Annotated in this window: 19 protein-coding genes; 13 read left to right on the forward strand and 6 right to left on the reverse strand. The window is 73.9% G+C overall.

Going from position 1 to position 20,281, the window contains the following annotated elements; translation table 11 throughout:
- The first annotated feature begins 164 nt into the window (after positions 1-164).
- The 3 genes from M8330_RS13560 (at position 165) to M8330_RS13570 (ending at position 3,977) form a co-directional block, all read left to right on the forward strand.
- Positions 165-1,883 (forward strand): methyl-accepting chemotaxis protein, encoded by a 1,719-nt coding sequence (locus tag M8330_RS13560; RefSeq protein WP_250827780.1) that lies wholly within the window; start codon positions 165-167, stop codon positions 1,881-1,883.
- A gap of 67 nt (positions 1,884-1,950) precedes the next feature.
- Positions 1,951-3,186, forward strand: a complete 1,236-nt coding sequence (locus M8330_RS13565) for an acyl-CoA dehydrogenase family protein (RefSeq protein ID WP_250827764.1) — start codon at positions 1,951-1,953, stop codon at positions 3,184-3,186.
- Positions 3,187-3,305: 119 nt separating this feature from the next.
- The gene (locus tag M8330_RS13570; RefSeq protein WP_250827765.1) at positions 3,306-3,977 is read left to right on the forward strand and encodes a GtrA family protein; all 672 of its coding nucleotides are present in this window, start codon (positions 3,306-3,308) and stop codon (positions 3,975-3,977) included.
- Here M8330_RS13570 and M8330_RS13575 read toward each other — a convergent pair.
- The gene (locus M8330_RS13575; RefSeq protein WP_250827766.1) at positions 3,865-4,494 is read right to left on the reverse strand and encodes a Maf family protein; all 630 of its coding nucleotides are present in this window, start codon (positions 4,492-4,494) and stop codon (positions 3,865-3,867) included. The genes M8330_RS13570 and M8330_RS13575 overlap by 113 nt on opposite strands.
- Positions 4,495-4,567: 73 nt before the next feature.
- Between M8330_RS13575 and M8330_RS13580 the strand changes: the two genes are divergently transcribed.
- Positions 4,568-5,581, forward strand: a complete 1,014-nt coding sequence (locus M8330_RS13580) for a glycoside hydrolase family 6 protein (RefSeq protein WP_250053403.1) — start codon at positions 4,568-4,570, stop codon at positions 5,579-5,581.
- A 120-nt stretch (positions 5,582-5,701) separates the two neighbouring features.
- Positions 5,702-6,703, forward strand: coding sequence for a response regulator transcription factor (locus M8330_RS13585; RefSeq protein WP_250827767.1), 1,002 nt, complete (start codon positions 5,702-5,704; stop codon positions 6,701-6,703).
- Positions 6,704-6,769: 66 nt separating this feature from the next.
- Here the strand turns inward: M8330_RS13585 and M8330_RS13590 are convergent, their stop codons facing one another.
- The 4 genes from M8330_RS13590 to M8330_RS13605 form a co-directional block, all read right to left on the reverse strand.
- The gene (locus M8330_RS13590) at positions 6,770-7,510 is read right to left on the reverse strand and encodes a hypothetical protein (protein ID WP_250827768.1); all 741 of its coding nucleotides are present in this window, start codon (positions 7,508-7,510) and stop codon (positions 6,770-6,772) included.
- Positions 7,507-9,000, reverse strand: a complete 1,494-nt coding sequence (locus tag M8330_RS13595) for a glycosyltransferase family 2 protein (protein ID WP_250827769.1) — start codon at positions 8,998-9,000, stop codon at positions 7,507-7,509. Before M8330_RS13595 ends, M8330_RS13590 begins: the two co-directional genes overlap by 4 nt.
- Before the next feature lie 203 nt (positions 9,001-9,203).
- A complete protein-coding gene (locus tag M8330_RS13600) occupies positions 9,204-9,437 on the reverse strand; it encodes an acyl-CoA carboxylase epsilon subunit (RefSeq protein ID WP_250827770.1) in 234 nt (77 codons plus the stop codon).
- Positions 9,434-11,068 carry an acyl-CoA carboxylase subunit beta gene (locus tag M8330_RS13605; protein ID WP_250827781.1) on the reverse strand — a complete coding sequence of 545 codons (1,635 nt, stop codon included), beginning with the start codon at positions 11,066-11,068 and terminating at the stop codon, positions 9,434-9,436. The genes M8330_RS13600 and M8330_RS13605 overlap by 4 nt, the downstream gene beginning before the upstream one ends.
- Positions 11,069-11,292: 224 nt before the next feature.
- Between M8330_RS13605 and M8330_RS13610 the strand changes: the two genes are divergently transcribed.
- The 8 genes from M8330_RS13610 to M8330_RS13645 all read left to right on the forward strand — a co-directional run bounded on the left by M8330_RS13610 (position 11,293) and on the right by M8330_RS13645 (position 19,160).
- Positions 11,293-12,174 carry a biotin--[acetyl-CoA-carboxylase] ligase gene (locus M8330_RS13610; RefSeq protein ID WP_250827771.1) on the forward strand — a complete coding sequence of 294 codons (882 nt, stop codon included), beginning with the start codon at positions 11,293-11,295 and terminating at the stop codon, positions 12,172-12,174.
- A 229-nt stretch (positions 12,175-12,403) separates the two neighbouring features.
- Positions 12,404-13,390: an adenylate/guanylate cyclase domain-containing protein gene (locus M8330_RS13615; RefSeq protein ID WP_250053414.1), complete on the forward strand. Its 987-nt coding sequence runs from the start codon at positions 12,404-12,406 to the stop codon at positions 13,388-13,390.
- Between the two features lie 282 nt (positions 13,391-13,672).
- Positions 13,673-13,984: a winged helix-turn-helix domain-containing protein gene (locus M8330_RS13620; RefSeq protein ID WP_250053417.1), complete on the forward strand. Its 312-nt coding sequence runs from the start codon at positions 13,673-13,675 to the stop codon at positions 13,982-13,984.
- Positions 13,985-14,122: 138 nt separating this feature from the next.
- Positions 14,123-15,361 (forward strand): 5-(carboxyamino)imidazole ribonucleotide synthase, encoded by a 1,239-nt coding sequence (locus M8330_RS13625; protein WP_372490218.1) that lies wholly within the window; start codon positions 14,123-14,125, stop codon positions 15,359-15,361.
- 3 nt (positions 15,362-15,364) lie between these two features.
- Positions 15,365-15,925 carry a 5-(carboxyamino)imidazole ribonucleotide mutase gene (gene purE, locus M8330_RS13630; RefSeq protein ID WP_250827772.1) on the forward strand — a complete coding sequence of 187 codons (561 nt, stop codon included), beginning with the start codon at positions 15,365-15,367 and terminating at the stop codon, positions 15,923-15,925.
- A gap of 23 nt (positions 15,926-15,948) precedes the next feature.
- Positions 15,949-17,223 (forward strand): heparan-alpha-glucosaminide N-acetyltransferase domain-containing protein, encoded by a 1,275-nt coding sequence (locus M8330_RS13635; protein WP_250827773.1) that lies wholly within the window; start codon positions 15,949-15,951, stop codon positions 17,221-17,223.
- A gap of 250 nt (positions 17,224-17,473) precedes the next feature.
- Positions 17,474-18,019, forward strand: a complete 546-nt coding sequence (locus tag M8330_RS13640; protein ID WP_250827774.1) for a Dps family protein — start codon at positions 17,474-17,476, stop codon at positions 18,017-18,019.
- Between the two features lie 289 nt (positions 18,020-18,308).
- Complete coding sequence (locus tag M8330_RS13645) at positions 18,309-19,160, forward strand: sigma-70 family RNA polymerase sigma factor (protein WP_250827775.1); 852 nt, start codon at positions 18,309-18,311, stop codon at positions 19,158-19,160.
- A 61-nt stretch (positions 19,161-19,221) separates the two neighbouring features.
- Here M8330_RS13645 and M8330_RS13650 read toward each other — a convergent pair.
- Positions 19,222-20,281, reverse strand: a 1,060-nt coding sequence (locus M8330_RS13650; RefSeq protein WP_250827776.1) for an LCP family protein, incomplete at its 5' end; no start/stop codon positions are given.

Here is a 20,281-nt window from a genome sequence, read left to right on the forward strand (position 1 = left end):
AGGTCGGTCGAGGTCGGTCGAGGTCGGTCGAGGTCGGTCAAGGGTTCGACCATGGGTGCTGACCCCGGGAACCTGCTCAGGTGGGCCACGTCACGGCCGATGCGGCCCTGCGGAGGCCGCCCCACGAGTGGGAGGGCGGTCGAGAGGAGTCCGTCGTGACCACCATGCTCGAACGACCCGCCGCCAGGTCGCGGGTCGAGTCCGACCCGATGCGTGACCGGACGTCCGACCCGGCGTCCGACCCGACGTCCGACCTGGCCTCAGGCCCCGGTGGCCTCGATGGCCGGCGCCGCCGCACCCGCGTCGGCGACCTGCCCGTCGCGACGCGGGTCGTGGCGGTGGCCGTGATCGGCATCCTCGGCTCCACCTTCGTCGGCGCCCTCGGCCTCGTCGAGCTCTCCTCCACGTCGGGCGACGTGGAGCAGCTCTACGAGCGCAACGTGCGCACCGGCATCGTGACCGCCGACCTCGTCGGTGCCGTCGACGAGATCGGGCTCGCGCTGCGTGACGCCGCCCTCGTCGAGGACCCCGACGCCGTGCCGGAGGCACTGGCCGAGGCCGAGGCGCTGGCCGGGGAGGCCCGGGCCGGCGTGGAGGACCTGCGGGCCATCGGCCTCGAGGGCGAGGCGGCGACGCTGGTCGAGGAGGTCGCGGCCGAGCTCGAGGCCGGCATGGTCTACGCCGAGGACGTCCTCGCCCCGCTCGTGCTGGCGGGCGACGACCACGCGTGGGCCGAGGCGGCCGACGACCCCGACGCCCAGCACCTGCCCTCCGCCCGTGCGCTCCTGCACGAGCTGGTCGACGTGGAGGCCGCCGACGCGGCCGCGACGGTCCGGGCCGCCGAGGACGACTTCGCGCGGGCCCGCACCCTCGTCGCCGTGGCGCTGGTCGTCGGTGCCCTGGCCTCGCTGGCCGTCGGGCTCGCGGTCGCCCGCCGCATCGGGCGGGACGCCGGCGCCGTCGCCCGGGTCGCGGAGGCACTGGCCGCCGGCGACCTCACCGCCACCTCGGGGCTGGACTCGCGCGACGAGCTGGGGCGCATGGCCGCGGGCCTGGACGAGGCCGCCGGCGTCGTCCGTGGGCTGATGGGCACCATCCACTCCTCCTCCGACGCCCTCGCGGCGGCCGCCGAGGAGCTCTCCGCCTCCGCCACCGAGATCGCGGCCGGGGCAGAGGAGACCGCGGTCCAGGCCCAGGTCGTCACCGACGCCGCCGAGGAGGTCTCCCGCAACGTCTCCACCGTGGCCGCCGGCTCCGAGGAGATGGGCGTGTCCATCCACGAGATCTCCGGCTCCGCCTCGGCCGCCGCCCGCGTGGCCGGCGAGGCCGTGGCCATGGTCGACGGCACCAGCGCCACCGTCGCCCGGCTGGGCTCCTCCAGCGAGGAGATCGGCGAGGTGGTGCGCGCGATCACCTCCATCGCCGAGCAGACCAACCTGCTCGCCCTCAACGCCACGATCGAGGCGGCCCGGGCCGGCACGGCGGGCAAGGGCTTCGCGGTCGTGGCCAGCGAGGTCAAGGACCTGGCCCAGGAGACCGCGCGCGCCACCGAGGACATCGCAGCCCGCGTGGAGGCCATCCAGGGGGACGCGGCGGGCGCCGTCGAGGCCATCTCGCGGATCAACGGCGTGGTGCGCGAGATCAGCGACCACCAGACGTCCATCGCCTCCGCCGTGGAGGAGCAGACCGCCACCACGGGGGAGATGTCGCGCAACATCGCCGAGGCATCCGTGGGCGCCGGGCAGATCGCCCAGAACGTCGCCGGCGTCTCCGAGGCCGCGGACTCGACCACGCAGGCGCTGGCGCAGACGCGGCTGGCCGTCGACGACGTCGCGCGCATGGCCACGGAGCTGCGGGTCGCCGTCGGCCGCTTCCGGGTCTGAGCCCCGCCCTCCCCTCCGACCGCCCTGTGGTTAACCGACGTTAACCACAGGGCGTAAGGTGCGTCACATGACAGCGAGCACCACGCGGACGTCCGGGAGCACGGCGACCAGAGGGACGACGGGGTTCGAGCTCTCCCGCGAGCACGAGGAGTTCCGCCGCACCGTCGCGGAGTTCGCCGCCGCCCGGGTCGCGCCGTTCGCGGGCCAGTGGGACCGCGAGCACCGCTTCCCCCTCGAGACGGTGCGCGAGATGGGCGAGCTCGGCCTCTTCGGGCTGACCGCGCCCGAGGACCTCGGCGGCGCCGGCGGCGACCTCACCAGCCTCTGCGTCGCCATCGAGGAGATCGGTCGGGCCGACCAGTCGCTGGGCATCACCCTCGAGGCGGCCGTCGGCCTCGGTATCGCGCCGCTGCTGCGGTTCGGCACCCGCGCCCAGCAGGAGGCCTTCGTCCCCGACCTCGCCGCCGGCCGGGCCCTGGCCGCCTTCGGGCTCACCGAGCCCGGGGCCGGCTCCGACGCCGGTGCCACCCGCACCCGGGCCCGCCTGGAGGACGCGGACGACGGCGCACGGTCCTGGGTGCTCGACGGCGCCAAGCAGTTCATCACCAACTCCGGCACCGAGATCACCTCGCTGGTCACCGTCACCGCCCGCACCGGGGAGCGGCCCGACGGGAGCCCCGAGATCTCGGCCGTGATGGTGCCCGCGGGCACGCCCGGCCTCGAGGTGGGGCCCGCCTACGACAAGCTCGGGTGGCACGCCTCCGACACCCACCCGCTGAGCCTCGTGGACTGCCGGGTGCCGGAGGAGAACCTGCTCGGCGAGCGGGGGCGCGGCTACGCGCAGTTCCTCGCCACGCTCGACGAGGGCCGGATCGCGATCGCCGCGCTCGCCGTGGGCAGCCTCCAAGCCTGCCTGGACGCGGCGCTGGTCCAGGTCCGCGAGCGCGAGGTCGCCGGCGTGCCCATCGGTGCCCGTCAGGCGGTCGCGTTCCAGGTCGCCGACCTCGAGGCGTGGACGACGACGGCGCGGGTGCTCACCTACCGGGCCGCCGCGCTGTCCGACGCCGGACGCCCCGCCGCCGAGGTGAAGCAGGCGGCGGCGATCGCCAAGCTCACCGCCACCGAGCACGCCGTGGCGGCCACCCGCGTGGCCACGCAGCTGCTGGGCGGCTACGGGTTCATGGAGGAGCACCCGATGGCCCGCTTCTACCGCGACGCGAAGGTGCTGGAGGTGGGGGAGGGAACCTCCGAGGTCCAGCGCCTCGTCCTCGCCCGGGGCCTGGGCCTGCCCGTCAGCTGGTAGCGCGGCCTGCCGCGCCGGCCCCGATCCGGCGTGGCCTCGTGTGGCACCGCTCACCTCGCTCCGGCCGACGCGCCCGCGGGTGCACCTGCCGGCTCGTCCGGGCCGTCTACCCTGGTGGGGTGGGTGATCGCTTGAGGAGGCTCGTCGCTGAGGCCACGCGCTTCCTCGCGGTCGGCGGCCTGGCGACGATCGTCGCCGCCGTCCTCTTCAACGTGCTCGTGCACGGGGTCGGACTCTTCGACCGGGCGCTGCTGTCCGACCAGCCGATCGTCGCCTACGTGCTGGCCAACCTGGTGGGCATGGTGATCAGCTATCGCGGCACCCGCTCGTGGGCGTTCCGGCACCGCGTGCCGGCGCACGCGGACGGCGGACGCACCGCGTTCCTGATCATCAACGTGCTCACCATGACCATCCCGGTCGCCTGCCTGTGGGTGAGCCGCACCCTGCTCGGGCTCGACGACCCGGTCAGCGACAACATCTCCGCGAACGTCGTGGGACTGGCGCTGGGGGTCGGTGCCCGGTTCTGGCTGTTCCGCACCTTCGTCTTCACCCACCCCGACGCGTCGGACGCCCGCACGCAGGCCCTGGGCGCCGGTCAGGCCCCGCCGCCGGCCCTGCCCGTGGCCGAGGCCGCCGCGCCGATCCTCGACCCGGGCCCGGAGGCCCGCGGCACGATCGTCAGCGAGGGGCCCACAGTGCCGGCCAGGCGTGCCCCAGCCGCCGCACCAGCTCCCGCAGCGTCGGCAGGCTCACCCCGACCACGTTGTGGAAGTCGCCCTCCACGCCGGTGACGAACCCGCCGCCCAGGCCGTCGACCGTGAACGCGCCGGCCACCTGGAGCGGCTCGCCCGTGGCCACGTAGGCCTCGATCTCCGCGTCGGTGACGTCGGCGAAGTGCACCGTGGTCGCGACGCAGGCGGTGGCCACCTCGCCGGTGGCGGTGTCCATGAGGCAGTGGCCGGTACGCAGCACGCCGCTGCGTCCGCGCATGCGCTGCCAGCGACGGGTGGCCTCCTCCGGCGTCCCGGGCTTGCCCAGGGCCTCGCCGTCGAGGTCCAGCACGGAGTCGCAGCCCAGCACCAGGGCGCCCGCCGGCACCTCGTCCCGGCGCGCCACCGCGGCGCACTTGAGCTCGGCCAGGGCCTGCGCCAGCTCGGCCGGGGGCAGACCGTCCGCCTGGGACTCGTCCACGCCGGAGACGACCACCACCGGCGCGAGGCCGGCGGTGCGCAGCGTGGACAGACGGGCGGGGGAGGCGGAACCCAGGACGAGGACGGGGCCGGTGTCGGTGCCGGTGTCGGTGCTCACGCCCTGCACGGTAGCCCTGCCGCCTGGTGAGGGCCGAGGCACCGGAGCGCTCCGGTCCGGCATGATGTGCCGCATGTCCACCGAGCGCTCGCGCAGCGGCTCCCCGCGGGTCCTGGTGCTCGGGGTCGTCCTCGTGCTCGTCGCCGTCGCCGCGGTCCTCGGCTGGGCCTGGCGCTCCGAGGCAGGTCCGTTCTCCGTCGACCCGCAGCAGCGCAACCGCTACGCCGAGCAGGGTCTGTTCGTAGACCCGGCCTCCCGCACGGCGCTCGGGGTGGCCGACGCCGAGGCGGCCGGCCTCACCGAGCGGGCCCGTCTGCTCTCGGCGCTGGCCGCGGTCTCCGCGGGCACCTGGCTGACGCCGGAGGTGCACCCGATCGGCGAGGTCGGTGCGTACGCCTCTGCGCTGGTCGCCGAGGCCGCCGCCGACGACGCGGTGGTGACCTTCGTCGTCTACGGCGTCCCGCACCGCGACTGCGAAGCGGGGTACTCCGCCGGCGGCACCTCGGCCGACGACTACGCCCGCTGGGTGGGCGAGATCGGCGACGCGCTGGGCGGCAGCACCGCCGTCGTCGTCCTCGAGCCCGACGCGCTGGCCTCGGCGACGGCGTGCGGCCTGCGCGCCTCCCGGGTCAAGCACCTCTCCGCGGCCGTCGACCTGCTGGTCGACGCCGGGGTCACCACCTACGTGGACGCCGGCCACGCCGACTGGGTGCGCCCGGCCCGCATGGCCCGCCTGCTGAGGGCGGTGGGGGTCGACCGGGTGCGCGGTTTCGCCACCAACGTGGCCAACTACCAGACCGACGAGGACGAGGAGGCCTACGCGACCCGGCTCTCGACCCTGCTCGGCGGCTCCCACTGGGTGATCGACCGTGGCCGCAACGGCCACGGAGCGACCCGGGTCTGGTGCAACCCCGCGGGCCGGGCGCTGGGCCTGCGCCCGGGCTTCGTCGACGACGGCACGGGGCTGGACGCCTACCTGTGGGTCAAGCCTCCGGGCGAGAGCGACGGGACCTGCCGGGGCGGCCCGGAGGCCGGCCTGCTGTGGCCCGAGCGCGCGGTCGACCTGGCGGAGGCCGCGGGCTGGTGACCCGCCGAGGGGCTCGGCCGCCGGCCCTGGCCGGAGAGCTGGTCCGACGACTGTGGGCACGTGCGTCCACCCGCCCGGGTCCGCGTACTCGGCACAGGTCGCTGCTATAGGCTGCCGGGCATGGCAAGCAGCCAGGACTGGACCGCGGTGATCATCGAGGATGATCCCGACGTCCGCGACCTCATCGACATCGTCCTCACGCAGTCCGGCTTCCGGACGATCCTCGCGAAGGACGGGTTCGAGGGTGTCGAGGCCGTGCGCCAGCACACCCCGTTGATCACGACGCTGGACGTCAACATGCCCGGCATGGACGGCTTCGCGGTGGCCAAGCGGGTGCGGGAGTTCTCCAACACCTACCTGATCATGATCACGGCGCTCGCCGACGAGATCGACGTCGTGCAGGGGTTCGAGGCCGGCGCCGACGACTACCTTGTCAAGCCGTTCCGGCCCCGTGAGTTGCGGGCCCGGGCGGACTCGATGCTGCGTCGGCCGCGCATGCGCCAGGACGTGGCCGACGACGGCCGCGCGAGCGGGTGGGCCCAGGAGGCCGCGCGCACCCTGCAGCAGAACCCCCTGCCGCCGGCCCAGCCTGCGGCACAGCCGGCCCCGCCCGCGGACGGTGGCGCCCCGGTCGCCCCGCTGCGTCCCGCCCCCGAGGCGAGCCCGGCACCTGCCCCGACCCCGAGCCCGACCCCGGCCCCGGTGGCGCAGCCCGCGCCCGCCTACCTGCACGCCGTGCCGCACCAGCCGGTGCCGCCGCAGGACCCCGGCCCCCGCGGCCCCAGCACCGACGGTGCGTGGGTGCACTTCAACGGCCTGGGGCTGAACGCCGAGACGCGCACCGTCACCATCGCCGGCTCCGCCGTGGACCTGACGCGCACCGAGTTCGACCTGCTGGCCTCCCTGCTCAGCACCGGCCGCCGGGTCCGCTCCAAGGCCGACCTCGTGCTCACGATGCGCGGCCAGCAGTACGTGACCTCCTACTTCGTCAACGAGGCAGACAAGCGCTCCGTCGAGGTCCACATCGCCAACCTGCGACGCAAGCTGGGTGACGACTCCAGCAACCCCCGGTACGTCGAGACCGTGCGCGGCGTCGGGTACCGGCTCGCCCAGACGCTCTGACCGACCACAAGCACGGAGGCCCGACCCCCGCGGGGGCCGGGCCTCGGTGCGTCCGTGGGCTCGTCGTCAGTTCGCGTTGATCGGGATGTCGGCGACCGCGGTCTTCTCCGTCGAGGGGAAGATCGTGATCGGCACCCGCTGGCGCACGGTGCGCGTGATGTAGTCCGAGCCGCCCGCACGGGTCTGCACGTGCACGGTGGCGGTGAAGGTGAGCACGACCCGCTCAGTGTCCAGCGAGGTCGGCCGGATGCGCTGGTTGCGCAGCTCGAAGGAGCCCTTCGGCGAGGAGATGAGCATGCCGTAGCGGGTGCTCTCGGGCTCGGGGTCGAAGGTGACCTTCTTCGCGACCGCGTCCAGGGAGTAGGGCTGCTGGGTGGCGCCGCTCTCCGTCACGGTGCTGGAGGTGACCTTGATCCGGCTCAGGTAGACCCGCCGCTTGGTGGCGAACGGGGCGCGCAGCGGACGAGCCAGGTCGTAGGCCTGGAACGTGAAGCTGAAGTACTTCGAGCCGCGCGGGTACCACTCGTTGGTGCGCGGCGTCGACTTGGTCGGGTACAGCGTGTAGACGAAGTCGACGTCCTCGGCGCCCTTGACCGAGATGTGCGACTGGAAGGTGCCGTCGCGGGTGAACTGGGTCGCCCGCACCTCCTCCTCCGCGTCGGCGGAGGCGACGGCCGTGGTCTCCGCGGCCTCGGGCTCGGCGTCCTGCCGGCTGGGGTCGAAGAAGCTGCACCCGCCCGTGAGGGAGAGGACGAGGGCGAGCACCCCGCCCGTCGCCACCGCTCGGAACGTCCTGCGCGTGCTCATGCCGTGTACCCCCGGTACCGCTTGGTGGCCTTGATGATCATCCAGACCGTCTGGAGGACCGTGATGACGCCCAGCAGGCGCCAGCCGACGAAGAGGACGTCGGACTTGAGGTCGGGCGTCAGCGGCCCGTACTGCCAGCCGCCCCAGGCCGCCAGCCACAGGCCGGCCACGAGGGCGAACGGGTACAGCCACGCCACGCCCTTGCCGCGCTCGGCCTTCGCCTGGGCGGCCCAGTTGTCCGTCTGCTGCTGGGAGAAGAACTTCCACCAGGCGCGGACGAAGTGACCCATCCGGATCACCATGTACAGCTCCGCCGGGAAGACCAGCAGCACGAACAGGTAGTCGCGCCGGTTGCGGAACTCCATCGAGTGCGCCACTCGGAAGTTCAGCCACACCGCGGCCAGCGGCGGGATCAGCCACCACGGCGTGAACACGAACGCCTGGAACGCCAGCGCCCAGGTCAGCATGAGCACGAACATGAGGCGCGTGGTCATGTTGAGCACCATCGAGAAGTGCTCGAACCAGCGCAGCCGCAGGTTCGGGTGGAACGGCTGGCCCCGGGTGTCGCCCCGCTGGCCCGGCCACATGAGGTCGATGGCGCCGAAGTTCCACTTCACCTGCTGCGCGTCCAGCGAGCGCAGGGTCGTCATGCCGCCCACGTGGGCGCGGGCCCGGGCGGAGATCTTCGTCAGGTAGCCGGCGGACTTGATCTGCAGGGAGAGCAGCGAGTCCTCGACCTCGGAGTCGTTGACCCACGGGGTCCGCTGGTGGCTGTCGCGCAGCACGTCGCGCAGCGCCTGCGTGGAGAAGAGGGAGAACTGGCCGCCGAGCACCGCCATGTTGCGGCCCTTCAGCAGGTTCTGCATGTTGAAGGCCGAGAACTGGGCCCGCTGCCCCGCGATCAGGAACTTGGCCATGAGGCCGTCCATCGCCGAGTCGTCGATCGAGTAGATCGCCGAGATGCCGCCGATGCGGTCGTCGGAGCTGATCTCGGCCACCAGGTGCTCGATGGCGTCCGGCTCCGGCGTGGTGTCGCCGTCCACCCCGAGCAGGTAGTCCATGTGCTCGACCAGCGAGTAGCCGTAGTTGAGCGCACCGACCTTCTTGTCGGGGTTCTTGCCGATGTCGTGGACGTAGACGACCGTGCTCTGCTCGCCCGTCGGGGTCATCCGCGTGTGCGGGCCCGCGTAGTGGCTGGCGATCTCCACGGAGTCGTCGGAGGTGTTGTTGACGATCAGGTGGATGACGTCGGGGAGCCGGGTCTGCATGAGCAGGCTGTCCAGCACGCCCGCGATCGTCTCGGCCTCGTTGTAGGCCGGGATGATGCACCCGACCGTGGGCCGCACGGGCAGCGCCTCGAGACCGTCGAGGAACTCGCTGGCGTAGGCCTGCATGTCGCTGTCCACGAACGGCAGCGCCTCGTCGTCGCGACCGGCCCGGACCGTCGACGGGACGGCCGCGGGGCGGGGGAGGTCGTTCTCGTCGTTCACGCCTGTGCTCTCTGGTCGGGACCGGGCTGGGGAGCGGTCATGGGCTCCAGCCTGGTGCCCGACCCTCAAGACCGTTCCCCGCTCCGCCTCAAGATTGTCCACGACGTGGCTCAAGATGTCGGGCGGCTCGAGGAAACCCGCACGAGAAAGGGCCCGGTCGGGTGACGGGTGTCACCTGACCGGGCCCCGGTGGGTCCGACGGCTCAGCGGGCGCTGGCTCGCCATGCGCCACGGCCCGTCCGGTGCGCGGCACGCACCAGCCTGGCCGGGTGGTTCCACTCCCGGCGAGGCGGCGCCGGGGCCGCCGCGACCGGAGCCGACAGCGCGGAGACCACGGCCACGACGGCCGCGATCTCCTCCGGCGTCGCACCGGGGGTCAGGACGCGCAGCACCGGGCGCTGCTGCGCCGGCTCGGGCGTGGGGGACTCGGCGCTCACAGCGGGATGTTCCCGTGCTTCTTGGGCGGCAGCACCTCGCGCTTGCCGGCCAGGAGGCGCAGCGCCTTGACCACCTCGGCGCGGGTCTCGCGGGGGGCGATGACGGCGTCCACGTAGCCGCGCTCGGCGGCGATGTAGGGGTTCGCCAGCGTCTTCTCGTACTCGTCGATCAGCTCGGCGCGCGTGGCCTCCACGTCGCCGCCCGCGTCCGCGACCTTCTTCAGCGTCTTGCGGTGCAGGATGTTCGCCGCGCCCTGGGCGCCCATGACCGCGATCTGGGCGGTGGGCCAGGCGAGGTTGATGTCGGCGCCGAGGTGCTTGGAGCCCATGACGTCGTAGGCGCCGCCGTAGGCCTTGCGGGTGATGATCGTGACCAGGGGGACGGTGGCCTCCGCGTAGGCGTAGATCAGCTTCGCGCCGCGGCGGATGATGCCGTCCCACTCCTGGTCGGTGCCGGGCAGGAAGCCGGGCACGTCGACGAAGGTCAGCACCGGGATGTTGAAGGCGTCGCAGAACCGGACGAACCGGGCGGCCTTCTCCGAGGCGTCGATGTCGAGGGTGCCCGCGAACTGCATCGGCTGGTTGGCCACCACGCCGACCGGGGAGCCCTCGACCCGGCCGAAGCCGACGACGATGTTGGGCGCGAAGAGCTCCTGGACCTCCAGGAACTCGCCCCGCCCGTCCTCGTCAGCGTCGACCACGGCGCCGATGACGTCGTGGATGTCGTAGGGCTGGTTCGGGGAGTCCGGGATGATCGTGTCGAGCGCCAGGTCGGTCTCGCTCGGCTCCAGGTCCGCGGTCTCGGCGAAGCGCGGCAGCTCGTCGAGGTTGTTCTGCGGCAGGTAGGAGATCAGCGCCTTCACGTACTCCAGCGCGTCCGCCTCGTCCGAGGCCATGTAGTGGGCGTTGCCGGACTTGGTGTTGTGCGTCCGCGCGCCGCCCAGCTCCTCCATCGAGACGTCCTCGCCGGTGACGGTCTTGATGACGTCCGGGCCGGTGATGAACATCGCCGAGGTCTTGTCGACCATCACGGTGAAGTCGGTGACGGCGGGGGAGTAGACGTGGCCGCCGGCGCAGTTGCCCATGATGAGGCTGATCTGCGGGATCACGCCCGAGGCGTGCACGTTGCGCTTGAAGATCTCGCCGTACAGGCCGAGCGAGACCACGCCCTCCTGGATGCGGGCGCCGGCACCCTCGTTGATGCCGATGATCGGGCTGCCGGTGCGGATCGCCAGGTCCATGACCTTGGTGATCTTCTCGCCGTAGACCTCGCCGAGGGAGCCGCCGAAGATCGTGAAGTCCTGGGAGAACACGCACACCTGACGGCCGTCGATCGTGCCGTAGCCGGTGATGACGCCGTCGCCGTAGGGGCGGTTCTTCTCCAGGCCGAAGGCCGTGGAGCGGTGGCGGGCCAGCTCGTCGAGCTCGACGAAGGACCCCTCGTCGAAGAGCTGCTCGATGCGCTCGCGCGCGGTCTGGCGGCCCTTGGCGTGCTGCTTCTCGACGGCCTTGGCCGACCCGGCGTGCACGGCCTCGTCGATCCGGCGCTCGTAGTCGGCCAGCTTGCCCGCCGTCGTGGTCAGGTCCGGGGCGTCCGGCCCCGTGGGGATCTCGGTGCCCTCGCCCGGCATGGCGCTCACGTCGTCTCGACCTCCTGTGGTGCGACTGCGGGACGTGCCGGCGGGGCCTGGTGCCCCGGTACCTGCGTACGTCCGCGCGCGGATCGTGCGTCAATGTAGTCCCCGTGAGCGACGACCCCACGCGACTCCCGTCACTGACCTCCGCGGCCGGATGCGGTAAGGGGGCGTCCCAGGCGCCCCTCGAGACCCCCTTGGACGGCCCCTTGGACGCTCCCTTGGACGACCCCTTGGACGCGGGCGTGCTCGCAGACGCCCGCCCCGGTGGGGCCCGCGTCCTGCTGCTGACGCAGAGCCCCTCGACCAACGCCCACGCGGCCGCCCTGGCCCGCGACGGCGAGCCCGGCCCGCTCGTGGTCGTCGCCGAGCACCAGACGGCCGGGCGGGGCCGCCTCGACCGGGCGTGGACGACGCCCCCGGGCACCGCGCTCACCTTCTCGCTGCTGGTGCGACCCGACGTGCCGCTGGCCGGCTGGCCGTGGCTGCCGCTGCTCACCGGCACCTCCGTGGCCGCCACGCTGGCTCGCCTCGGCCACCCGGCCCGGCTGAAGTGGCCCAACGACGTGCTGCTGGACGGGCGCAAGCTGGCCGGCATCCTGCTCGAGCGGGTGGAGGCCCCCCGGGGCTCGGACCTCGGGGCCGCGGCCGTGCTGGGGGTCGGCCTCAACGTCGGCCTCCGGGCCGCCGACCTGCCGGTGCCGACCGCCACCTCGCTGCGGGTGCACGCGGAGGAGGCGGGGCGGACAGGCGGGCGGACGGGCGGGCGGGTGGACGTGCCGGACCGCACCGACCTGCTGCTCGCGCTGGTCGCCGACCTCGTGGCCCGCGTGGAGGTCTGGGCGGAGGTCGGCCAGGACGCGGCGCGGCCGGGCCACCCCAGCCCGGTGCGCGACCGGACCCTGCGCGAGGACTACCTCGCCGCCTGCGACACCGTCGGCCGCCGCGTCCGGGTCTCGCTGCCGGTGGGGGAGCCGCTCGTCGGCGAGGCCGTCGGGGTGGACGAGGACGGGCGGCTGCTCGTGGCGGCCGAGGGCGGCTCCGGCGACCCCGTGGCCGTGGGAGCGGGCGACGTCGTGCACGTGCGGCCCGCGGAGGACTGAGCCGCAGCAGCGCCTCCCGGGGCCCACGGACCCCCGCGGACCGCCCACCGACCCCCACCGACCCCCACCGACCCCCACGGACGTGGCCGGGGTGTCGGGCGGGGTGACAGACTGACCCCGAGCGCGGTGCCCCGGGGGTCGGGTGCCCCGCCGCCGTCCGTGCTCGAGAGAGCCACCCGCGCGGGGACGCCGCGCGGTGAACCACCGCACCAGGAACTGAGGAGCCGCGTTGCCGCGCGACGACGAGCACATCCCGAGCCCCCTCGAGCAGGCCATCCTCGGGGACCTGCCCGTGCTCACCTCGCCGGAGGTCGCGGAGTGGGCCGGCGTGCCCTCCGACCAGGCGCGACGCCTGTGGCGCGCGCTGGGCTTCCCGGAGTACGCCGACGACGTGGCGGCCTTCCTGCCCTCCGACGCCGAGGCGGTGCGGACGCTGGGGGAGGTGACCCGCTCCGGGCTGCTGAGCTTCGACCTGGCCGTGAACCTCACGCGGGCGCTGGGCCAGACGATGGCGCGCCTGGCGGACTGGGAGGTCTCGGCCATGGTGCAGCGCGTGGAGGAGATCCAGGCCACCGACCCCGAGCACGGCAGCCGGGTGGACGCGGCGCTGGAGCTGGTCTCGGGCTTCACCAAGCCGTTCGAGGAGCTGCTCATCTACGCCTGGCGGCGACACCTGGCCGCCGCCGCCGGCCGGATCGAGGCCCTGGGCTCGGAGGACGCCGACCTGCACACCGTCAGCCAGACGATCGGCTTCGCCGACATCGTCGGGTTCACGGCGCTGTCCAACACGCTGACCCAGGAGCGGATCGGCGACCTGGTCGAGCTGTTCGAGACCCGGTGCGCCGACGTCGTCTCCTCCCAGCGGGGCCGGATCATCAAGTCCATCGGCGACTCCGTGCTCTTCGTCAACGACGATGTCGAGCGCGCCTACGACACCGCCGAGGGGATCATCAACGTCATCGGCCGCGACTCCCGGATGCCCGACGTCCGGGTGGGCCTGGCCACCGGCAGCGTGGTCATGCGGATGGGCGACGTGTTCGGACCGCCGGTGAACATGGCCGCCCGGCTCACGAACGTGGCCCGACGCAACCGGATCATCGTCGACGCGGAGACCGCTGAGCGCCTGCCGGACGACCGGTTCGAGACCCGCCACCTCGCTGCTCGGCCGGTGCGCGGGTTCGGCATCGTGGAACCGCTTGCGGTGCGTCGCCGCTGACGGGACACGCCCGGTCCGCAAGCGTGCACGACCGTCCACCCGAGAGGTGGATCACTGGTGAACGCCCCTGCGACGTGGTAGTGCCACCACCACCGCGTCAAGCGTTTCCTGCGTTCTGACCTGCAAGAATGCAAACGGCACGCAAAAAGAGGTTGTCGGTGTCCTTTACCTGCCGTCTTCATGGGGCGTGCACGCCTGTCGGGCATTCCTGACCTGAAGATGTCACTGCCCATTGTGGCCAAGGGGTGGGTGCCGGCCGATCTCTTTGCTTACCCTGAGGTCGTGATCAAGGTTCAGAACATCTCCCTCGACCCGGAGTCGCGTCGCGCGTGGCGCGGGCCCGACGAGGTCGCGCTCTCCCGCAAGGAGTTCGACCTCGTCCACGCCCTCATCACCCGGGCCGGCGACATCGTGACGCGTGACGAGCTCATGCGCGACGTGTGGCACACGTCCTTCTGGACGTCGTCGAAGACCATCGACGTCCACCTCGGGTGGGTGCGACGCAAGCTCGGCGACGACAGCCGCAGCCCGCACCTCATCACCACGATCCGCGGCAAGGGCCTGCGCTTCGAGAAGGCCACCCCTGCGGCCTGAGCCTCCCTCGACGGAGACTCCACCCCCCCAGCACGACCCAGCACGACCCAGCAGGGCCCGGCACCACCTCCCCGCACCCAGCCCCGGCCACCGGCCGGGGCTGCGTGCGTCCGGACCCTCCGTGCGTCCCACCGCCGCGTGCGACTTCCCGGCTGCGGCGCCCCGCCGCCTACGCTGGCCCCCGTGCCCGACACGTCCCACCCCGACCGCAACCCCCTGGCCCCCACCCTCGCCGTGATCGGCGGCGGCCAGCTCGCCCGGATGATGGCCCAGCCGGCCCTCGCGCTCGCCCTGCCGCTGCGCCTGCTGGCCGAGGCTCCCGGCGTCTCGGCCGCCCAGGTCATCGTCGACCACGAGGTCGGCGACTACCGCGACCTCGACGCCCTGCGGGCGATCACCGAGGGCTGCGCCGTGGTCACCTTCGACCACGAGCACGTGCCCACCGACCACCTGCGGGCCCTGGAGGCCGACGGCGTGGCCGTGCGACCCGGTCCGGACGCCCTCGTGCACGCCCAGGACAAGGCGGTCATGCGGGAGCGGCTCGGCGCCCTCGGGGTGCCCTGCCCGCGCAACGCGGTGGTCGCCGACACCGCGGAGGTCGAGGAGTTCGGGTTCCCGTGCGTCCTCAAGACCACCCGCGGCGGCTACGACGGCAAGGGCGTGTGGGTCGTCCGCTTGGCCGCGGACTGCACCGAGCCGTTCGAGACCGCCCGGCGGAGCGGGGTGCGCATCCTGGCCGAGGAGCTCGTCGACTTCTCCCGCGAGCTCTCCGCCATCGTCGTCCGCTCGCCCTCCGGGCAGGCCGCCGCCTACCCGGTGGTGCAGACGACGCAGCTCGACGGCATCTGCCACGAGGTCGTCGCCCCCGCGCCGGACCTGTCGGAGGAGCTGGCCGGGCAGGCCCAGCAGCTGGCGCTGCGCGTGGCCGGCGAGCTCGGCGTCACCGGCGTGCTGGCCGTGGAGCTCTTCGAGACCCGCGACGGCCGCATCCTCGTCAACGAGCTGGCCATGCGCCCGCACAACACCGGCCACTGGACGCAGGACGGCGCGGTCACCTCGCAGTTCGAGAACCACCTGCGCGCGGTGATGGACCTCCCGCTCGGCTCGCCCGCCCCGCGGGCGCCCTGGTCGGTGATGGTCAACATCCTCGGCGGCCCCGAGCCGGACGGCGAGGGCCCCGGGCGCCTCTACGACGGCTACCCGCACGCCCTCGCCCGCGACCCGCACCTGCGGGTGCACCTGTACGGCAAGGAGTCCCGGCCCGGCCGCAAGGTCGGGCACGTCAACGTCTACGGCGACGACCTCGAGGACTGCCTCGAGCGCGCGCGCCACGCCGCGGCCTGGTTCCGCGGCGACCTCGGCAACGAGAGCGAGTGAACGATGAGTGAGTCCAGCACCACCCCGAGAAGCACCACCCCGCACAGCACCGCCCCCCGCGTCGGCATCGTCATGGGGTCCGACTCCGACTGGCCCGTGATGGAGGCCGCGGCGAAGGCCTGCGAGGAGTTCGGCGTCGCCTACGAGGCCGACGTGGTCTCGGCGCACCGGATGCCGACCGAGATGGTCACCTACGGCCGCGAGGCCGCCGGGCGTGGCCTGCAGGTGATCATCGCGGGCGCCGGCGGCGCCGCGCACCTGCCCGGCATGCTCGCCGCGCTCACCCCGCTGCCGGTGATCGGGGTGCCCGTGCCGCTGAAGTACCTCGACGGCATGGACTCGCTGCTCTCCATCGTCCAGATGCCCGCCGGCGTCCCCGTGGCCACCGTGGCCATCGGCAACGCCCGCAACGCCGGCCTGCTCGCGGTGCGGGTGCTGGCGGCCTCCGACGCCGGTCTGCGGGAGAAGATGGAGGCCTTCCAGGCCGAGCTGCACGACGCGGCCACCGCCAAGGGCGAGGCCGTCCGACGGGCCTCGGCACCGGCCCAGCGACTGGGCTTCTGAGCCCCGCCGCGGGCGGGCAGGCGATGGGCGAGCGCGGACGCGGCGGGGCAGCGCCCGCCGACCGGCCGACCGGCGCCACGCCCGCGGCCGCCGGCCCGCGGGCGGACCGGGTCGGCGGCCCCGCGCGCCTGATCGGCGTCGACCTCGCCCGCCTGCTCGCGCTGCTGGCGATGATGGCCACGCACCTGGTCTCGGTCGCGAACGACGACGGGACGCCCTCCGCGGTCGGCTGGTGGTTCAGCGGACGCGCCTCCGCGCTGTTCGCCGTCCTGGCCGGGGTGAGCCTGGCACTCCTCTCGGGGCGCACCCGCCCCGCGCGCGGTCGGGCCTGGGCCCGGGCGGCCGCGGGGCTCCTCGCCCGCGCGCTGGTCGTCGGGGCCGTCGGGCTGGTGCTGGGAGGGCTCGACTCCGGGATCGCGGTGATCCTGGTGAACTACGCGGTGCTCTTCGTCCTGGGTGCGCTGCTGGTGCCGCTCGGCGCCCGGGTCCTGCTCGGGCTCGCGCTGGTCTGGGTCGTGCTCGGCCCCGTGCTGCTCCAGGTGCTGCGTCCGCTGCTGCCCGAGCGCGGGTCGGCGAGCCCGTCGCTGGACTCCCTGGCGGAGCCCGGCCACCTCCTGGCCGAGCTGCTGGTGACCGGCTACTACCCGGTCGTGGCGTGGCTGGCCTACCTGCTGCTCGGCATGGGCATCGGGCGGCTCGACCTGGCCCGGCTGCGCACCGAGGTGCTGGCCGCGGCCGCGGTCGGGGGAGTGGTCGTGGCCGCCCTCGTCACCTCCGTCGCGCACGGGCTCATGCGCCTGCCCGTCGTCCTGGACGCCCTGGGCACCTCCGCGCCGCTCGGCCAGGGCGGCGAGGTCACCCCGCCGGCGGAGATGCTGCGGCTCCTGGTCGACACCGGCATGTTCGGACAGACCCCCACGGACGGCTCCTGGGCCTGGCTGCTCGTGCTGGCCCCGCACGCCAGCACCCCGCCCGACCTGGCGGCCACCATGGCCTCGTCGGTCGCGGTGCTCGCGGCGTGCCTGCTGCTCGAGCGCGGTGCGCGGGCGGCCGGCGCACCTCTCGCCCGGGCGCTCGCCGTGCTGTCGGGCGCCGGGGCGGCCACGCTGAGCGGCTACACGCTGCACGTGGTGCTGACCACCGGCACGGGCACCGGCGCGGGGGCGCAGGCCTGGGCCCAGCAGGCGCTGCTGCTCGTCGTCCTGGGAGCCGCCCTGGTGCTGGCCGGCCTCCGCGGCCCGCTGGAGGCCGTCGCGGCCCGGCTGGCGGCGGCAGCCCGACGCCTCGTGCCGGGGTGAGGTGCGGCGGTCCAGACCGGACGGCCGGGTGCTCATACCTCGGGCGCGAGCGGGTACTGCTCCTCTCGTCCGGGCGTCCCCCCGTCCCCCCTGCGGACGCCTCGGTCGTCCCCGCCGCCCCTGAGGGCACCGATGTTCCCCCCAAGTCACCGGTGCCGCAGGGGCGGCTCCACGTCGGGTGCGCTGCGGGAGCGGGCCGACCACCTGAGAGGGTGGGATGAGCGGCCGGCCCCGCGGGAACCGTGGGGGCATGGCTACCGACCTCCACTACACCGCTCCCGGCCTCAGCGACGCCGACGCCCAGCGCGTCGTCGAGCTCCTCCAGGGCCGCCTCCACGCCTGCAACGACCTGCACCTGACGCTGAAGCACGTGCACTGGAACGTGGTGGGCCCCCACTTCATCGCCGTGCACGAGATGATCGACCCGCAGGTCGAGGCCGTGCGTGGCTTCGCCGACGACCTCGCCGAGCGGATCGCGACCCTGGGCGGCTCCCCGAAGGGCACGCCCGGCTCGATCGTGGGCGAGCGCGAGTGGGACGACTACTCCATCGGCCGTGCGAGCACCCAGGAGCACCTCGCGGCGCTGGACGTCGTCTACACCGGCGTCATCACCACCTACCGCGCCAACCTCAAGGAGCTGGACGACCTCGACCTGGTCACCCAGGACATGTTCATCGCCCAGACCGAGCAGCTCGAGCTGTTCCACTGGTTCGTCCGGGCCCACCTGGAGGACAAGGGTGGCCGCCTGGCCACCGACGGCGCCACGAGCGAGAAGGGCGCGGCGGCCTCCGTCTGAGCAGCGAGGCTCCCGCACCGGGCCGTCCTCCCTCGTGGGAGGGCGGCCCGTCTGCGTGCCGGGAGCAGGCCGGGCGCGTGCTGGTACGGACGTTCTTTACCTTCTCGCTGCGCGAGCCGGTGCACCCGTGTCACGATCAGGGGGCAGGACGACGGGTGCCCCAGCGCCCGGGCGGCGTGCCCGACCGGTGCACGACCGCACAACGAGCGTGACCCCGGCTGCTCGGTCGTGCGCCCCGGCGCGCGTCCCGTCGTCGGTGTCGTGCCTGGTGCACCGAGGTGGTGAGCGCATGAGCACGGCCCAGGAGTCGCCGGCCGACCCGGCCGCGGTCGCGGCGGTGGTCGGCGACGCGGCTCGCGCGCCTCGTCCCCGGGCCTCCGAGGCGGCCCGGCGCCAGGTGCGCACCGCCCGCCTCCTGCTCCGCGCACGGGCGTGCTCGGCCGAGCGTCGCGCCGCCTACGAGGCCGAGGTCGTCGCGCTGCACCTCGGTCTCTCCCAGGACCTCGCGCGTCGCTACCGGGGGAGGGGGATCGCGGACGAGGACCTGCTGCAGGTGGCCAGCCTGGGGCTGGTCAAGGCCGTCCGCGGCTACGACCCGACCCTGGGGCACGACTTCGTCGGCTACGCGGTGCCGACGATCCTGGGTGAGCTGCGCCGCAGCTTCCGCGACACCGGCTGGTCGGTGCGCCCGCCCCGCTCCCTCCAGGAGCTCGTGGTGCGCGTGGCGCCCACGGAGTCCGACCTGTTCCAGCGCCTCGGCCGGCCGCCGCACGAGGCCGAGCTGGCGGCGGCGCTGGGCGTGGGGCCCGAGGAGCTGCGCGAGGCGCGCGCCGCGGCGACCTGCTTCCGCAGCGACTCGCTGGACGAGCCGGCCTCGGCCGCCGACGCGGCCACCCCGGTCTCCGCGTTCCTCGGCGCCGTGGACCCGGCCTTCGGCCACGCCGAGGCGCGCCTCGCGCTCGCCGCTGCCGTGCGCGTGCTGGGCCCGCGGGAGCGGCGCATCGTGCAGCTGCGGTTCTTCGCCGGCCGCACCCAGGCCGAGATCGGGGCGGAGCTGGGCATCAGCCAGGAGCAGGTCTCGCGGCTGCTGGGCCGCATCCTGCGCCGCCTGCGCCTCGAGCTGGGGCTCGACGCCGCCTGACCCCCCGCCTGACCCCCCGCCGGCGTCCTCGGACGGGTCCGGTGGGCCGGGGTGGACGCGGTCAGCTGCCCTCGTTGCCCTCGATGCCGGTCGGGGTGCACAGACCGTCGGGGATCGACTCGGTGTCGTCCTCGATGATGGCGGTGAACATCTGCGTGGAGCGCTCGGGGTCCCAGTGCACCGCGAGGTCCGCGATCGGCACGCCGCAGGTCAGGCCCGCGTCGCCGTCCACCTGGGTCATCGCCATCGCCCACAGCCCGGCGTTCCACCAGTGCTGGCCCTCGCCGAAGCCGAAGGTGTCGGTGACGGCCATGTTGAGGTTCCAGTAGCGGACGGGGTTGAGCACCGACCAGGGGGAGAGCACCTTGTCGCCCACGGCGGAGACGACCTCGCGCTGGTGCTTGGCCCGGTCGATGTCGCCGAGGCCGCTGATGTGCCGGGAGCGGGCGTAGCCGAGCGCGGTCGTGCCGTCGGCCTCCTGGCAGCCCTTCTTCACGTCGAGGTTGGCCAGCGGGTCGACCATGTCCTGGGTCGGGCAGATCTCGATGCCGCCGACGGCGTCGACGACGCTGACGAGGCCGCCCAGGCCGATCTCCACGTACTGGTCGACCCGGATGCCGGTGTTCTGCTCGATGGTGCGCACCAGCAGGCGCGGGCCGCCGTAGGCGTAGGCCGCGTTGATCTTGGTCGTGCCGTAGCCGGGCACCTCGACCAGCGAGTCCCGGGGGATCGACATCAGCAGGTTCGGCCCCGAGCCGGTGTGCAGCAGCATGATCGTGTCGGTGCGGCGACCGGCGGCGTTGCCGGTGCCGTACTCCTGGCGCTGCTCCTTGGTGAGCCCGGCCCGCGAGTCACTGCCCACCAGCAGGTAGGTGGTGCCGGGCTGCTCGTCCGGCCGGTTCGCCGACGGCTCGAAGTTTCGCTCGGTCACCTGGGTCCAGGCGTAGATCGGGGTGCCGATCAGGAACGCCAGCCACAGCACCAGCACGATCGCCAGGTAGCGCACGCGGAAGCGCGGACGGCGGCGCCCCGACCGTTCTCGGGGGGAGCCGGGGCCGCCCGGGCCGCCCGGGCCGCCGGGCCCGCCGGGCCCGCTGGGGCCGTCGGGCCCGCGCGGCGGC

The organism is Nocardioides bruguierae (assembly GCF_023656415.1).
Classification (GTDB): Bacteria; Actinomycetota; Actinomycetes; order Propionibacteriales; family Nocardioidaceae; genus Nocardioides; species Nocardioides bruguierae.

Excerpts from the sequence above, each read along its gene's own strand:
- M8330_RS13580 (WP_250053403.1), top strand. The coding sequence starts at position 4,568 with ATGTCCACCGAGCGCTCGCGCAGCGGCTCCCCGCGGGTCCTGGTGCTC.
- M8330_RS13565 (WP_250827764.1), top strand. The coding sequence starts at position 1,951 with ATGACAGCGAGCACCACGCGGACGTCCGGGAGCACGGCGACCAGAGGG.
- M8330_RS13640 (WP_250827774.1), top strand. The coding sequence starts at position 17,474 with ATGGCTACCGACCTCCACTACACCGCTCCCGGCCTCAGCGACGCCGAC.
- M8330_RS13635 (WP_250827773.1), top strand. The coding sequence starts at position 15,949 with ATGGGCGAGCGCGGACGCGGCGGGGCAGCGCCCGCCGACCGGCCGACC.
- M8330_RS13585 (WP_250827767.1), top strand. The coding sequence starts at position 5,702 with ATGGCAAGCAGCCAGGACTGGACCGCGGTGATCATCGAGGATGATCCC.
- M8330_RS13590 (WP_250827768.1), bottom strand. The coding sequence starts at position 7,510 with ATGAGCACGCGCAGGACGTTCCGAGCGGTGGCGACGGGCGGGGTGCTC.
- purE (WP_250827772.1), top strand. The coding sequence starts at position 15,365 with ATGAGTGAGTCCAGCACCACCCCGAGAAGCACCACCCCGCACAGCACC.
- M8330_RS13605 (WP_250827781.1), bottom strand. The coding sequence starts at position 11,068 with ATGCCGGGCGAGGGCACCGAGATCCCCACGGGGCCGGACGCCCCGGAC.
- M8330_RS13645 (WP_250827775.1), top strand. The coding sequence starts at position 18,309 with ATGAGCACGGCCCAGGAGTCGCCGGCCGACCCGGCCGCGGTCGCGGCG.
- M8330_RS13560 (WP_250827780.1), top strand. The coding sequence starts at position 165 with ATGCTCGAACGACCCGCCGCCAGGTCGCGGGTCGAGTCCGACCCGATG.